This is a genomic window from Nonomuraea sp. 3-1Str (assembly GCF_031570565.1).
GTDB lineage: Bacteria > Actinomycetota > Actinomycetes > Streptosporangiales > Streptosporangiaceae > Nonomuraea.
Genome location: NZ_JALHBK010000002.1, coordinates 495,445 through 510,526 on the forward strand (window position 1 = coordinate 495,445; position 15,082 = coordinate 510,526).

14 protein-coding genes are annotated in these 15,082 nt (G+C 72.3%); 10 read left to right on the top strand and 4 right to left on the bottom strand.

All coding sequences use genetic code 11. The features are described from left to right. Positions 1-73: 73 nt before the first annotated feature. On the top strand, positions 74-724 hold the full coding sequence (locus tag MTP10_RS06090) for an NAD(P)H-binding protein (protein WP_310708003.1): 651 nt from the start codon (positions 74-76) through the stop codon (positions 722-724). Here the strand turns inward: MTP10_RS06090 and MTP10_RS06095 are convergent. Next, positions 718-1,842, bottom strand: coding sequence for an epoxide hydrolase (locus MTP10_RS06095; protein WP_310708004.1), 1,125 nt, complete (start codon positions 1,840-1,842; stop codon positions 718-720). The two genes, MTP10_RS06090 and MTP10_RS06095, sit on opposite strands and share 7 nt — an antisense overlap. Before the next feature lie 142 nt (positions 1,843-1,984). Here MTP10_RS06095 and MTP10_RS06100 point away from each other — a divergent pair, with 142 nt between their 5' ends. The 9 genes from MTP10_RS06100 to MTP10_RS06140 all read left to right on the top strand — a co-directional run bounded on the left by MTP10_RS06100 (position 1,985) and on the right by MTP10_RS06140 (position 12,030). Then, a complete protein-coding gene (locus tag MTP10_RS06100; protein ID WP_310708005.1) occupies positions 1,985-2,530 on the top strand; it encodes a DUF305 domain-containing protein in 546 nt (181 codons plus the stop codon). Between the two features lie 82 nt (positions 2,531-2,612). Further along, positions 2,613-3,323, top strand: coding sequence for an FCD domain-containing protein (locus tag MTP10_RS06105; RefSeq protein ID WP_310708006.1), 711 nt, complete (start codon positions 2,613-2,615; stop codon positions 3,321-3,323). A 17-nt stretch (positions 3,324-3,340) separates the two neighbouring features. After that, positions 3,341-4,591 carry an extracellular solute-binding protein gene (locus MTP10_RS06110; protein WP_310708007.1) on the top strand — a complete coding sequence of 417 codons (1,251 nt, stop codon included), beginning with the start codon at positions 3,341-3,343 and terminating at the stop codon, positions 4,589-4,591. Further along, positions 4,588-5,433, top strand: coding sequence for a sugar ABC transporter permease (locus tag MTP10_RS06115; RefSeq protein WP_310708008.1), 846 nt, complete (start codon positions 4,588-4,590; stop codon positions 5,431-5,433). The genes MTP10_RS06110 and MTP10_RS06115 overlap by 4 nt, the downstream gene beginning before the upstream one ends. Beyond that, on the top strand, positions 5,430-6,239 hold the full coding sequence (locus tag MTP10_RS06120) for a carbohydrate ABC transporter permease (RefSeq protein WP_310708009.1): 810 nt from the start codon (positions 5,430-5,432) through the stop codon (positions 6,237-6,239). Before MTP10_RS06115 ends, MTP10_RS06120 begins: the two co-directional genes overlap by 4 nt. 1 nt (position 6,240) lies before the next feature. Beyond that, positions 6,241-9,252: a hypothetical protein gene (locus MTP10_RS06125; protein ID WP_397334420.1), complete on the top strand. Its 3,012-nt coding sequence runs from the start codon at positions 6,241-6,243 to the stop codon at positions 9,250-9,252. Beyond that, a complete protein-coding gene (locus MTP10_RS06130; RefSeq protein ID WP_310708011.1) occupies positions 9,249-10,481 on the top strand; it encodes an enolase C-terminal domain-like protein in 1,233 nt (410 codons plus the stop codon). Before MTP10_RS06125 ends, MTP10_RS06130 begins: the two co-directional genes overlap by 4 nt. Positions 10,482-10,603: 122 nt before the next feature. After that, positions 10,604-11,035: a hypothetical protein gene (locus tag MTP10_RS06135; protein WP_310708012.1), complete on the top strand. Its 432-nt coding sequence runs from the start codon at positions 10,604-10,606 to the stop codon at positions 11,033-11,035. Beyond that, complete coding sequence (locus MTP10_RS06140; RefSeq protein ID WP_310708013.1) at positions 11,032-12,030, top strand: hypothetical protein; 999 nt, start codon at positions 11,032-11,034, stop codon at positions 12,028-12,030. The genes MTP10_RS06135 and MTP10_RS06140 overlap by 4 nt, the downstream gene beginning before the upstream one ends. 36 nt (positions 12,031-12,066) lie before the next feature. Here MTP10_RS06140 and MTP10_RS06145 read toward each other — a convergent pair whose 3' ends face one another. The 3 genes from MTP10_RS06145 to MTP10_RS06155 are packed head-to-tail and all read right to left on the bottom strand — an operon-like array spanning position 12,067 to position 15,013. Further along, positions 12,067-12,837, bottom strand: coding sequence for an SDR family oxidoreductase (locus MTP10_RS06145; RefSeq protein WP_310708014.1), 771 nt, complete (start codon positions 12,835-12,837; stop codon positions 12,067-12,069). Beyond that, a complete protein-coding gene (locus tag MTP10_RS06150; RefSeq protein ID WP_310708015.1) occupies positions 12,834-13,844 on the bottom strand; it encodes a DUF4432 family protein in 1,011 nt (336 codons plus the stop codon). Before MTP10_RS06150 ends, MTP10_RS06145 begins: the two co-directional genes overlap by 4 nt. Continuing rightward, positions 13,841-15,013, bottom strand: coding sequence for a DUF4185 domain-containing protein (locus MTP10_RS06155; protein WP_310708016.1), 1,173 nt, complete (start codon positions 15,011-15,013; stop codon positions 13,841-13,843). Before MTP10_RS06155 ends, MTP10_RS06150 begins: the two co-directional genes overlap by 4 nt. Between the last annotated feature and the right edge of the window lie 69 nt (positions 15,014-15,082).

A 15,082-nucleotide genomic window follows, 5' to 3' on the forward strand; every position in this document is an offset into this window, starting at 1 on the left:
GGAACCAAGGGGGCGGCCGTTAACGTCCGCACAGTGCCGATGACCCCATCGGCCGGTGCGAACGGAGAGTGCCATGGGCGAGATCGTCGTGTTCGGCGCGGGTGGCCGCGCGGGGCGGGCCACGGTGGCCGAGGCGGCCGGTCGGGGCCATCGGGTCACCGCGGTGGTCCGCGACCCGGCCCGCCACCCCGACCTCGGCGGTGACGGTGTGACGGTGGTCGCCGGCGACGTCACCCGTGCGGAGGATGTCGCGCGGCTGGCGGCGGGCCACGACGCGGCCGTGAACGCCGCGATACGCCTCGACGTGCCGTCGGTGGAGTTCCTCCCGGCCGCGACCGCCGCGCTGATCGACGGCCTGACCCGGGCCGGAGTGAAGCGGGTGGTGCTGGTCGGCATCGGCACCACGCTGGAGAGCGCCCCCGGCGTGCTGGTCCATGACGTGCCCGGCTTCCCGGCGGAGCACCGGGCATTCTCGCTCGGCCACCTCGCCGCGGTGGAGGCGCTGCGCGATGCGGACGCCGCCCTCGACTGGGTGGTGCTCGCCCCGCCGCCCACCATGCTGGACCCCGACGCCCCGCGCACCGGGCAGTACCGGATCGGCGGCTCGGCGGTGCTCCCCGACGCGGGTGAGCGGCTGTTCGCGTACGCCGATCTGGCGGTGGCGCTGGTCGACGAGGTCGAGAACCCCCGGTACCACCGCGCGCTGACGGCCGTCGGTCACTGAAGAGCCCGTGCGAAGGCCCGGACGTCCTCGACCAGGAGGTCCGGCGCCTGAAGGGACGCGAAGTGACCGCCCCGGTCGTACTCGGTCCACCTGACGATCGCGTACTGCCGCTCGGCGAGCGTGCGGATGGTGCTGTCGCCGGGGAAGAGCGCGACGGCGGTCGGCGCCTCCGGGCGCGGGCCGCCGCCGAAGGCCGCGCCGGCCTCCTTGTAGAGGCGCATCGACGACCCGGCGGTGCGGGTCAGCCAGAACGTGGTGACGTTCGTCAGGATCGCGTCGCGGTCGACCGGGGTCTGCACGGCGCGGGAGGGGTCGTAGTCGACGAACCATTCGAGGTTCCAGGCGAGCAGGCCGAGGGGCGAGTCGGTGAGGGCGTAGGCGAGGGTCTGCGGCCGGGTCGACTGGATGGTGGCGTACCCGGACCGCTCGCGCCACTTCTCGGCGGTGGCCCGGGCCTTGGCCAGCTCCTCCTGGGTGAGTCCGGACGTTCCAGGGGCGGGCGTGGAGGCGGTCACCATGGCGTTGAGGTGGACGCCCATGACGTGCTCGGGCGCGACCCTGGCCACCTCGGGGGAGATCAGGGACCCGAAGTCGCCGCCCTGCACGATGTAGCGGTCATAGCCGAGCCGGCGCATCAGCTCGGCCCAGGCGCGGGCGATCCGGGTGACGTCCCAGCCGCGCTCGCGGGTGGGGCCGGAGAAGCCGAAGCCGGGCAGGGAGGGCAGCACCAGGTGGAAGGCGGGCGCGCCGCCCTCTCCGGGTTCGGTCAGCGGGCGGACGATGTCCAGGAAGTCGGCGACGGTGCTCGGCCAGCCGTGGGTGACGAGCAGCGGCACGGCGTTCGGCTCGGGGGAGCGTACGTGGGCGAAGTGGACGTTCTGCCCGTCGATTTCGGTGGTGTACTGCGGCAGCTCGTTCAGCCGCCGCTCCTGCCTCCGCCAGTCGTACCCGTCACGCCAGTACCCGGCCAGCTCCCGCAGGTGGCCGGGGGCGACGCCGTAGTCCCAGCCGGCGTCCGGGAGCTCGTCGGGCCAGCGGGCCGCGTCGAGCCGGCGCGCGAGCTCGTCGAGGGCGGACTGGGGGACGTCGATGCGGAACGGCGTCAGGTCGTGGTTCATGGCGCCGAGGTTAGGAGGGAACGCGGCTGATTTTCTTCCGCATTGCGCGCGTACCGCGGACGGGCCTTGTCACCGGCTGACGGTGATGGTCAACTCTTAGGAAGCTTTACTTATTTATTCCCCGTTCCCAGGGAGCGCACAGATGAGGAGCCTTGCCTCGGCGCTCGCCCCGCTGCTCGCCGCGCTCGTCGTGCTGGGCCCCGCGGGCTGCGGGAGCGCGCCACCCGCCGGTGATCCGGTGAACGCCCAGGACGTGATGTTCACGCAGATGATGATCCCGCATCACCGGCAGGGCATCGAGATCGCCAGGCTGGGTGCCGCCCGCGGCCGGACGCCGGAGCTGCGCACGCTGGCGTCGGCCGTCGCGGCCACGCAGCAGGACGAGGTCGAGATGATGCTGCGCTGGCTGCACGCCTGGGAGCAGCCGCTCGCCGCGCCCTCCGGGGCGCACGACCATCACGGCGGGCTGCCCGAGACCGACCGCCGGCAGATCGCGGCGCTGGAGAGGTCGCACGCGTTCGAGCGGGACTTCCTCGCCCTGCTCATCGCCCACCAGGACGACGCGGTCCGGATGGCCGGGGTGGAGGTGGCCGGTGGGGCGGACCCCGAGGTCAAGCGCTGGGCCGAGCGGGTGCGCGAGTCCCGCCGGGCCCAGATCGCCCAGATGAGGGACCTGCTCCGCCGCTGACCCGGTTCGCGAAGTCACGGGGTGGGTACGAAGCGAAAATCCTCATAGACTCCAGTGCCGTTAAGTGATTAGATCACTTGATATGTCCGAGGTTGTGCGGCCGACCCTGTCCGACGCTCTGACCGAGCGCATGCTGGAGCTCATCCACACCGGCGGGCTCCGGCCGGGCGACCGGCTGCCTTCGACCAGGGAGCTGTCCCAGCGCTTCGCCGTCACCACCCCGACACTGCGTGAGGCGCTTCGCAGGCTTGAGGCCACCGGGGCCGTCGAGATGCGGCACGGCTCCGGCATCTACGTCGGAGCCGACATCGAGCGGGTCGTCCTGCCCAACCCCAACATGCGCGAGCTGGACGGCGAGCAGCTCGTGGAGCTGCTCGGCGCCCGCGTGGTCATCGAGCCGCCGCTGGCCGCCATGGCGGCCCGGCGCGCGGCGAGCGGTCGCGGCGGCCAGCTGGCCGTGCTGGAGCGCGTGCTGGACGAGGCCGCCCGGCATCTGCGCGGTGAGGACGCCGAGCTGCACGAGACCAACATGACCTTCCACCGGGCGACCGCGCGGCTGGCCGGCAACAGCGTGCTGCACGAGGTCGTCGACTCGCTGCTCACGGTCCACGGGGCCGAGCAGCGGGCGATCCTGCAGATCTTCGACGACCGCCGCCGGGACTACGAGGAGCACCGGGCGATCCTGGAGGCCATCGTCGCCGGCGACGCCGCGGCGGCCGAGGAGCGCATGCGGGCCCACCTCGTCGACGTCAAGACCGTAGTTGAGCAGAGGTTGCACCACCCCCCCAAGTGAAACAAGGAGGCCGGGGCATGATCCGGTCACGCATGGCCACGCTCGGCGTAGCCGCCCTCTTCCTCGCCGCCTGTGGCGGCACCGGCGCCGGGACCCAGCAGAAGAAGACCGAGCTGACGCTGTACAACGACAAGGGCGCCTGGAGCAAGTACTTCGACGAGATGGGCGCGCTGTCGAAGCAGAAGATCGGCCTGGGCATGAAGCCGACGGGCTACACCGACTCGGCGCAGTACCAGGCGTTCATCAAGGCGTCGTTCCGCACCAACGTCAAGCCGGACCTGTTCACCTGGCAGACCGGGGGGATGCTGGAGGAGATCGTCAAGCAGAAGCAGGTGGCCGACACCACGGCCGTCTGGCAGGAGGCGATCAAGGCCGGCGACCTGTCGCAGGACCTCGCGCCGTACTACACGATCGGCGGCAAGCAGTACTGCGTGCCGATGAACGTCGCCTACTGGGGGATGTTCTACAACAAGAAGCTCTTCGACCAGCACGGCCTCAAGCCGCCGACCACGTGGGACGAGCTGGTCGGTGCCGCCGCCACGCTGAAGAAGGCCGGGGTCACGCCCTTTTACCACACCAGCGTGCTGTTCTCCTTCGTCTGGTTCGAGCAGCTCATGGCCGGCAGCGACCCCGACCTGTACGACCGCCTGTCCACCGGCAAGGCCAAGTACACCGACCCCGGTGTGGTCCAGGTGATGGAGAAGTGGAAGCAGCTCATCGACGCCGGATACTTCGTGAACCCCGGTGACAAGACGGACCCGGGCGACGTGATGAAGAACGGCAAGGCCGCGATGATCTCGTTCGGCACCTGGTTCAACACCAGCATGACCCAGCGGAGCATGAAGGCGGGCACCGACTACGGCTTCTTCGTGATCCCCAACGTCAACCCCTCCCTCCCCAAGACCTCCGTGATCTTCGAGAGCGGCCCGCTCTGCTCGCTGACCAAGGCCGCCGACCCCGACGCCAGCACGAAGTACCTCAGGTGGTGGACCACCGCCGAGGCCCAGCAGAAGTGGGCCGGCAGCCGCGGCGACGTGAGCGCCAACCCCAAGGTCGTGATCGACGACGAGGCGCTCGGGCAGATCACCAAGGACGCGGGCAGCGGCAAGTACCGCCTGGTCAACCGCTACTTCGAGGCCACGCCGCCGCCCGTCCTGACCGCCGCCCTCGACGGCTTCGGCAAGTTCGTCACCGAGCCCGGCACCTACAAGGAGGTGCTGGAGACGATCCAGAAGGAGGCCGACGAGTACTGGAGCACCCACCAGTGACCACCCGTGCTCCCATTCTCGGGCGGTTCCGGCACGGGTACGTGGCGCCCGCGGCCCTGCTGGTCGCGGGGCTGCTCTACGCCCCGTTCGTGTGGACCGCGTACCTGAGCCTCACCCGCTACGACGGCCTGGCGCCGCCCGAGTGGGTCGGCGCGGCCAACTTCGCCAAGCTCTTCGACGACCCCGCGCTGCTGACCTCGCTGCGCAACACGCTGCTGTGGGTGCTCGGCACGATGGTGCTGCCGGTCGGCCTCGGCCTGCTGGTGGCCGTCCTGTCCCACGACATCAGGGGCGGCGCGTGGTACCGGGTGCCGTTCATGCTCCCGTACGCGCTCAGCGGCGCCGGGCTCGCCCTGGTGTGGAGCCCGATCCTGTCCCACGGCGGCGTCGCCAACCTGCTGCTCGGCGTGGACACGGCGTTCCTGCAGCAGGCGCCGGCCAATACGCTGGCCATGCTGCTGGTGTGGACCTGGCAGCAGCTCGGCGTCAACACCTTGCTGTTCGTGGTGGGCCTCCAGTCGATCCCCAAGGAGCCGATCGAGGCGGCCCGGCTCGACGGAGCGTCGGGATGGCGGCTGTTCCGGCACATCACCTGGCCGCTGATGCGGCCGCTGACCGCCGTGGTCGTGGGGCTGGCGCTGGTGGCGAGCCTGAAGACGTTCGACATCGTCTGGGTGATGACCCAGGGCGGGCCCGGGCGCAACTCCGAGACGCTCGCGGTGACCATGTACAAGGAGACGTTCGTGGCCAGCGACTACGGCTACGGCTCCGCGGTGGCGGTCATGCTGACCGTCGTCACCGGCCTGGCCTCGTACCTCTACCTGAAAAGGCAGGTCCGATGATCCGGCGGGCGGTGCTCATCGTGCTGGGGCTGATCTGGCTGGGCCCCACGTACCTGCTGCTGGTCAACGCCTCCCGCCCGGCCGCGTCGTACGACCCGGCGACGGCCTGGGCGCCGCCGGGCGACTTCGCGCTGTTCGCCAACTTCGCGGCCGCGCTCGACAAGGCGGACCTGGGCGCGAGCCTGGCCAGCACCGCGCTCTACAGCGTGGTGTCGCCGCTGCTCGGCGTCGTCATCGGGGCGCTGGCCGGGTACACCATCGTGGTGCTCCGGTTGCGTCACGGGTTCTGGTGGTTCCTGCTCATCTTCGGTGGAACGGTGTTCCCGTCGCAGATGCTGCTGGTGCCGCTCTTCGTCGGCTACAGCGACGCCGGCCTGTACGACAGCCGGGCCGGCATGATCCTCATCTACACGGCCATCAACGTCCCCCTGGCCGCGTTCGTGCTGCGCAACTACTACAGCGGCGTGGCGTTCTCGATCTTCGAGGCCGCCCGGATGGACGGCGCGTCCACCTTCCGCATCTTCTGGCGCGTCTACCTGCCGATCTCGACCAGCGCGCTCGCCGCCGTGTTCATCCTCGAGTTCACCTTCATCTGGAACGATCTGATCTTCGGTCTGACCCTGTCCACGACCGAGAGCGTGCGGCCCGTGATGACCGCGCTCGCCGGCCTGATGACGGACGTCTACGCGGGCACCCCCGTGCCCGTGGGGCTGGCCGCGGGCCTCATGTGCTCGCTGCCGACGGTCGTGCTGTTCCTCGCCACCCAGCGCCTCTTCGCCCGAGGCCTGTCCCTAGGGAGTGTCTGAATTGACCAGCCGGTTGCTGCAGCGGAGCCTGGGCTCCCCGGACTACGACGGGATCAGGCAGGCGCTGCGCAACGACACCTCGACCCCCGTCATCGAGCTGCGGGGGCTGGAGGTGCGGGTCGCGGTCCTGCCGCTGTTCACGCACGACGGCCGCCAGGCGGTCCGGGTGTCGAGCACGCGGCCGTTGACGCACGTGCTGGTCGGGGCCGACAGCGCCACCGGCTCCGACGTCACGCTGCTCGTGCCCGAGGTGTCCGCGCCGCGCACGTTCACGCTGGAGTCGCGCGACGACGAGGGGCTCGTCGGGTCCGCGCTGATCACCGTGACGCCGCAGCGCAAGTGGAGCGTGTTCGTCGTCCACCACTCCCACCTGGACATCGGCTACACCGACCCGCAGGGCACGGTGCTCCGCCACCATCTCGAATACCTGGACGCGGCGGTCCGCCTGGCCGGCGAGACCGCCTCCTGGCCCGACGACGCGAAGTTCCGCTGGACGGTCGAGTCGTCGATGCCGGCGCTGAAGTGGCTCGCCGCCCGGCCCGCCGAGCAGGTCGAGGCGTTCGCCGCGCTGGCCCGCGAGGGGATCATCGAGGTGACCGCCCTGCCGTTCCAGCTCCACACCGAGGCGTGCTCGACCGAGGAGCTCTACCGGCAGCTCCGCTTCACCTCCGAGCTGCACGACCGGTACGGCTTCGCCACGCGCTCGGCCATGCACACCGACGTCCCCGGCGCCGTCGTCGGCCTGGTCGACGCGCTCAACGCGGCGGGGGTGCGCTACCTCGCCGCGGCCCACAACTGGGCCGGGCGGTCCGTGCCGTACCTGCACGGCGGCGACAAGCTGACCCGGCCGTTCCGGTGGCGGGCGCCCAGCGGCAACGAGCTGCTGGTCTGGTTCACCGACACCCCCCACGGCATGGCCTACATGGAGGGCAACACGGTCGGGCTGACCGACTCCTACGAGCTGGCCGACGACCTGCTGCCGCGCTACCTGGCCGCGCTGGCCTCGCGCGGGTACCCGTACGGGCCGGGCACGTTCGGCTGGCAGGGGCCGGACGCGCCCCGGGAGCCGTACGAGCTGGACGTGCTGCACCTGCGCGTGCAGGGCGCGCACGCCGACAACGCCGGCCCGTCGATCGTGCCCGCCGCGATCGCCCGGACCTGGAACGAGAACTGGGCGTACCCGCGCCTGCGCTCGGCCGTCAACAGCGACTTCTTCGAGCACGTCGAGGAGCGCTACCTCGACCGGCTGGCCGTCCACGAGGGCGACTGGACCGACTGGTGGGCCGACGGGCTCGGCTCGGGCGCGCGCCCGCTCGGCTACGTGCGGCGGGCGCAGTCGGCGCTGCGCGCCGCCGAGACCCTGCACACGCTCGCCGGGGCGGACGCCACCGCGAGCATCGACGAGGCGTACGACAAGGTGGCGCTGTTCAACGAGCACACCTGGGGCGCCGCGAACCCGTGGGAGGACGCCGAGGAGGCGGGCGACTCCGGCGGCCTGCAGTGGACCCGCAAGTCGTCGGGCGCCTACGACGCCCAGGACGACGCGGCCGACCTGCTGCACGCCGCCGTCCGCCGCTTCGGCGCGGCCCTGTCCGGCGAGGGCGACCTCCCGGACGGCACCCTGGCGTCGTTCGCGGTGTTCAACCCGGCGACGCGGGCCCGCACCGACCTCGTCCGGGCGTTCCTGCCGCGCGACGTGGTCGCGGCCGACGTGCCGATCGCGCTGGTGGACTCCCGGACCGGCGAGACGCTCGCCCACCACGAGGAGTACGTCCACCCCGACGACTGGCCCACCCGGCCGATCGGGCGGCACCTGCACGCGGTGGTGCCCGACGTCCCCGGCCACGGCTACGCCCGGATCGACGTGGTCAGGAGCGAGAGCCAGGCGGCCGAGCCGGTCGAGCCCGACCTGGGCGGGGTCATCGAGAACGAGTTCTACCGGGTGACGTACGACCTCCGCGAGGGCTACATCGGCTCGATCTTCGACAAGGTCGCCGGCCGGGAGCTGGTCAACCGGGACGCGGCGGCCGGGTTCGGCCAGTACGTCTACGACCGCTACGCCACCGCCCCGCACTTCAACCACCTGTCCGGGCACGTGGGCGCGCACGACCGCACCCTGCTCGGCGACCGTGCCATCGGCCGGAACGCCACCGTCGTCAAGGCCCAGCGCACCGCCGTGACCGAGCGGCTGGTCGTGGAGCTCCAGGGCAAGGGCGTGGATTGGCTGCGCACCACGATCGAGCTGCACCGCGGCGTCCCCCGGCTGGACCTGACCTACCAGCTCGCCAAGCAGGGCACCCCGGCGAAGGAGGCGGTCTTCCTGGCCTTCCCGTTCGCCGCCGGCAAGGCGACCGCCTGGGAGCTGACCGGCGGCGTCGGCGGGCCGGACGTGCCGCAGGTGCCCGGCTCGGCCGCGTACATGCTGCCCATCCGGCACTGGATCGCCTTCGACGACCCCGAGCTGACCGTCGCCTGGGCCACGCTGGAGGCGCCGCTGGTGCAGCTCGGCACCATCCACATGCCGTACGCGCCGTTCCCGCCGACGCTGGAGCAGGAGGACGGCACGGTGTACTCCTGGGCGCTCAACAACATCTGGGACACCAACTTCCCGGCGCAGCAGCAGGGCGAGACCACGTTCCGCTACGCGGTCATGTCCGAGGCGGGCGCCGAGGGCAGGCGGCTGGGCGCGCTCGCGGCCGCCGGGCTGACCGAGCCGTTCGCGGGCGTGCTGGTCACCGGCCCGTCGGGCGACACCGTCCGGTCGTACGCGTCGGTGGACCATCCCGACGTGCTGGTCACCTCGATCGGGCAGGCGGGGGCCGAGCGGGTCGTCCGGCTCCAGTCGCTGGCCGCCGAGCCGGTCGAGGTCACGCTCACCCTGCCCGGGCTGCGCTCCGCCCGGGTCAGCGCCGGGCTGGAGCGCGGGCGCGAACCCGCCGAGGTGGCGGGCGAATCGGTCAAGGTACGGCTGCCCGCGTGCGGGGTGGCCGCGGTCTGGGGGACGTGCGCGTGAAGATCGTTGACATCCGGGCCACCACGGTCGCCGTACCGCTGGAGGCGCCGCTGCGGCACAGCAACGGCGCCCACTGGGGGCGGTTCGTCCGGACGCTCGTCGAGGTCGAGGCCGACGACGGGCTCGTCGGCCTGGGCGAGATGGGCGGGGGAGGCGAGAGCGCCGAGGCGGCCTTCCGGGCGCTCCTGCCGTACCTGAAGGGTCACGACCCCTTCCGGCTCGAAGCGCTCCGCTTCAAGATCGCTAATCCGACGGCGTCGCTCTACAACAACCGCACCCAGCTCCTCGCCGCCATCGAGTTCGCCTGCCTCGACCTCGTCGGGCAGCGGCTCGGCGTGCCGGTCAGCGAGCTGCTGGGCGGCCGCATCCGCGACGCCGTGCCGTTCGCGTCGTACCTGTTCTTCCGGTACGCGGCCGAGGGACACCCCGAGATCCGCACGCCCGGCCAGCTCGTCGCGCACGCGCGGGACCTGAAGGAGGCGCACGGGTTCACCGTCCACAAGCTCAAGGGCGGCGTGTTCCCGCCGGACCACGAGCTGGAGTGCTACCGGGCGCTGGCCGACGCCTTCCCCGGCGACCGGCTGCGCTACGACCCCAACGCGGTGCTGTCGCTGGCCGAGGGGCTGCGCTTCGGCCGGGCCATCGAGGGGCTGGACAACGACTACCTGGAGGACCCCGTCTGGGGCCTGGAGGGGCTGCGGGCCGTGCGCGAGCAGGTCCGGGTGCCGCTCGCCACGAACACCGTCGTCGTCAACTTCGAGCAGCTCGCCTCCAACGTGCTGCGCCGCGCCGCCGACGTGGTCCTGCTCGACACCACCTTCTGGGGCGGCATCCGGCCGTGCGTGAAGGCGGCCGGGGTGTGCGAGACGTTCCAGCTCGGCATCGCCGTCCACTCCTCCGGCGAGCTGGGCGTCCAGCTCGCCACCATGCTGCACCTCGGCGCGGTGCTGCCCAACCTCACGTACGCGGCCGACGCCCACTACCACCAGCTCCGCGACGACGTCATCGAGGGCGGCCCGCTGCCCTACGCGGACGGCGCCATCGCGGTGCCCACCGGGCCGGGGCTCGGCGTGCGGCTGGACCGGGAGAAGGTGCAGCGCTACGCCGAGCTCTACCGCGAGCTGGGCGGCTACCCCTACGACCGGGACCCGGGCCGGCCCGGCTGGTACGCCCAGGTGCCCAACGACCGCTTCGCCGACCCGGACGTCTCCCTGGAGGTCCCCCTCTAGCCTCTCTCTCCCACGGCTGTCTCCCTTGCATGAATCGGCATGTCATAGCGGGCCGTGTGCTGCAGATAACGCTAAGTTACCGATCAAGGAGACTCACCTTCGAGGTCCTCGGGGAGACAGCTGTGGGGACGATCACTCGCGTGGCCGGTGCCCTGGCCGCGGCCACGACGTTCACCCTCGCGCTGCCGGCGGCGTCCGCGCTGGCGGGCCCGGACGGAGGCTGCGGCAAGGGGGTGGTGTGCCTGTACGCGTACTACGGCTACAACTACGACGGGGCCTACCCGCGCGACCTGTGGCGCGACTTCGCAGCCGACGAGCCGTACCTCGGTGACGACCTGTGGTCCGAGGGCAAGAAGGGGCTGGAGAGCGGGCGGCGGGTGGACGACGACAGCAGCTCCGTCAAGAACCACGCCGGCTGCGACGTCGTCCTCTGGCAGAACCCCTTCTACACCGGCGCCCACAGCATGTTCGCGGACGGCCGCGCCGACCCCTTCCTGGGCGGCAGCGAGGTCGGCAACAACACCGCGAGCTCCCTCAGCATCTGGTGCGTGTGACCGGATGGGGCGGGGCCGGTTTCCGGATCGGGCCTCCGGAGACCGGCCGCCGCGGACCCTCCCGCGCCCCGGCGGCCCTCGGCGCGCTCCTGAGCGCCGTGGCCTGCACGACCGTGGCCTGCGCCGCCCCACCGCCGCCACCCGGTGTGCCCGTGGTGGATCGGCCGGTCACGGATGAGCCGGTCGCGGGCGCTGACGGGCCGGCGAACCCGGTGACCGGGGTCGCCGACCTCGTGCTGCCGTTCGACGCCTACCGCCCCACGCCGGGCCAGCGAGCCCTGATGGCGCGCGCCCGCGCCGCGCTCCTCGCCCGCTGCATGCACCGCCGTGGTCACGCCGTCTCACCGCCCCGCCCGGACGCCGCCGCCGTCGCCGCCGCGGACCCGGGCAACAGCCGCCGGTACGGCGTCGCGGACCCCGGCCGGGCCCGCCGCCGCGGCTACCACCTGCCCCCCTCCGCGCCGTCCCGGACGGCCTGGGACTCCGGCCTGAGCCGCTCCGCCCGCCGCGACCTCGACGGCGCCCCCGGCCACCCGGGCTGCGCCGAGCGCGCCACGGCCCGGCTGTCCGGGCCCGCCACGGCGAACCCCGCCACGGCGGACGCCGGACCCGCGGACTGGCAGTGGCTGGCCGTCCAGGACGCGCGGACGGTCGAGCAGGCCGCCCGGCACCCCGCCGTCATCGAGGCAGCCGCCCGCTGGAGGGCCTGCATGGAGCGCGCCGGCCATCCCTACCCGTCACCGGAGGCGGCCATCGCCGACCCCCGCTGGGACCTGCGCTCCGACGCCGTCACGGCGCCGGAGCGGCGGACCGCCACGGCCGACACGGCCTGCAAGTGGTCCTCGGGGCTGGTGAGCGCCTGGTACGCCGCCGACGCCGCGGCGCAGCGCGCCGTCATCGCGGCCGAGCCCGCCCGGTTCGCGGCCCTCCGCGACGACCTGCGCGCCCGCCTGGCCCTCGCCGCCGGCCCGGCCGGCGCGGTCTTAGAACGCTGACGCCCGCGCCGCCGGGGCGGCGGCGCGCGGGCGTGGTCAGTCAGGAAGGGCGGCCGGGTTCCGCGCCAGCAGGCCGCCGTCCACCCGGTGCTCCGCGCCGGTGATGAACGACGAACGGGGGCTCGCCAGGAACGCCACCAGCTCGGCCACCTCCTCAGCCCGCGCCACCCGGCCGAGAGGGTGGGCGCGGCCCCACTGGGCCACCTGCTCCTCCTGCGACAGCGGTCCACGCCACAGGTCGGCCGCCCAGCGCAGCATCGGCGTGTCCACCGAGCCGGGGCACACCACGTTCGCCCGGATGCCGTCGGCCGCGTGGTCGAGCGCCATCGCCCTGGTCAGGCCGTTCAGGGCGGCCTTGCTCGCGGTGTAGGCGGCCACCTGCGCCTGCGAGGCGAACGCCTGCACCGACGACATCACCACGATCGACCCGCCGCCGCGCGCCCGCAGCCGGGGGACGGCCGCCTTGCAGGTGAGGTAGACGCCCTTGAGGTTGATGTCCAGGACCTCGTCCCAGACGTCCTCCGGGGTGTCCTCGACCGTGCCGTACCTCTGCACGCCCGCGCACGTCACCACGATGTCCAGCCCGCCGTACCTGGCGACCGCCAGGTCCACCAGGTCGCGCATGTCGCCGGCCCGGCGCACGTCGGCGACGACGCCCGTCACGTGCTCGGTGTCGAGTGCCGCGTCCTTGTCCGCGCCGCAGAACACCACGGACGCGCCACCGTCGGCCAGCCGGTCCACCACCGCGCGCCCGATTCCCATCGAGCCGCCGGTGACCAGGGCCACCTTCCCGTTGAACTCGCTCACGCGAGGACCTCCACCCGCATCGTCAGCGTTCTCGTCTCACGTGGTCCCAGGGTGAGCGCCGTGCCGTTGGCCACGGCCCGCTCCAGCCCGTCGGTCGGCATGCCGGCGAACGGCTCTAGCCCGACGGTGTAGGCGCGTCCCCACCAGGGGTAGCCGGCCGACGCGCCGACCTCCTGCCACATCCACAGGTACGGCAGGACCTCCGCGTCCCATTCGACGCGCAGCCCCACCTCGCCGGCGATCTCGTACCATCCTTCGGCGAACCCCGTCAGGTACACGATGTCGCTGGGCGCCCCGCGCTCCGGCACCACGCTCAGGTCGGTCTCGCCGCCGCCGTCGGCCGGCACGACCGGCCACGTCCACGGCCCTCCCGGCTTGACCCGGCGTCCGAGGGGGTTGATGGCGCTGTCGTGCGGGATCACGGTGACGCCGTCCGGCAGCCGGATCCGCGCGCCCGGCCGCAGGAACGGCCGGCCGTACACGATGTGCTGTCCCCACATCGCGTGCAGCTCCACGTCGGACTCGTTGGTCACGCGTCCCTCGGTCTCCAGCGCGGCCGTCCCGGCCCGCAGCCGGAACGTCTTCTCCACCAGGTACGGCAGGCGCCGGGTCCGCACGCTCAGCCGTACCGCGACCTCCTCCTCGGAGTCGGCCGTGATCTCGCAGTCCCAGGGCAGGCCGGCCACCTCGCCGTGCTGGGCCAGCCGCGCCCCCCGGTACTCGCAGGGCGCGCCGCCGTTGGGGAAGACCTCCTGCCATCCGCCCTCGTAGTGGTCGACGAACTGGGCGACGTCGTCGGCGGCACCCTGGAGGTGGTGGGCCGGGTCGCGCAGGCCCTGCGGCGAGAGCCAGACGAAGTCGGTGTCGGTGGGCTTGTGCAGGAACTCCACCACGTCACCGCCCTTGCCGGGCACCACGGTCACGCGGAGCCGCTCGTTCTCCAGCACGACCGCCCGCAGCCCGTCGAGGGTGACGGACCGCAGGCGCGCCGCCCAGTTGCGTCTCACCCGAAGCTCACGTCGATGAAGCGGGGCCGGTAGATCGACGAGTCGCGGTAGTGGTCGGTGTTCACGAAGCTGTTGACGTTGTAGGACACGACCAGTCCCTTACCCGAGACCTCGGGGTGGGCGTGGGCGTTGTAGGTGAAGATGTTCCCGCCGGTCTCGGGTGTCGTGTAGACGTGCTGCTTGCCGGTGAACGGCCCGACCGGCGAGCACGAGGAGTAGGCCACGATGTTCGCGCTCAGCGCCTCGGTCGTGTCGTGGGTGATGAGCACGTAGCCGTCGCCGACCTTGGTGACGCTGTACTCGTTGGCCACGCCGCTCATGACGCGGGCCGAGTCGCTCTCGTCGGCCGACCAGGTGCCGTCGGCCTTCAGGTACTCCCAGGCGCCGAGCAGGCTCTGCCCCTTGACCCGGGCGACGTGCATGTACTTGGGCGAGCCGAGGTCCTCCACCCCGTAGACGTAGGTGTAGCCGCCGTCCTTGAGGGTGGCCGAGGCCCACGCGACCCCGTGCCCGGAGGGCAGGTCGTGGACGCTGAGCGGCCGGTCCAGCCGGCCGGGGGCGAACCTGGCGACCACGTTGCGGTGCCAGCGCCAGTCCCACGCGCCGGTGCCGTAGCGCTCGTACTCCTGGTAGGTCACCTCGACGACGCCCCCGGCCAGGGTGGCGTCACCGGCCCAGTACCAGTGCTTGTCGTCGCGTGGCGGCATCACCGCGACGGGCTTGTCGGGGGTGCCGGCGTGGATCGTGGACAGCCGGCCGCCGTTCTCGACGGCGAAGCTGTTGTTGAGGAAGACGGTGGTGCCGCCCTCCTCGACCACCGGGGGCCGGGAGCCGTCGGAGTTGATCCTGCCGAGGAACGTGTCGGAGAAGATCCACAGCTCGCGCCCGCTGGGCAGGCGCAGCGAGTAGGTGCCGTCGGCGCCGGTCCAGTCGTCGAGCCGGCTGTTGTCGTTGCCGTACGCGGTGAACAGGCTCGTCAGCCGGGCGTCGATCGAGGCGCCCTTGACGGACGGCGCGCACGCGGCGGCGGCGCCGAGCGGGGCGGCGGACCGCTCGGCGGAGACCGTCGGCACCGGTTTCGGCGGTGCGGCCGTGGCCTGGGAGGGCAGTGCGGTGAGGCCGAGGATCGTGGCGGCCAGGGGGACAAGGGCAGTGCGGAATCGCGTCATGGCACGTCCTTAGGGGGATTCCCTACAGTTCTAGTCATTAGATCACTTGCTGTCCAGACCCATGGTGAA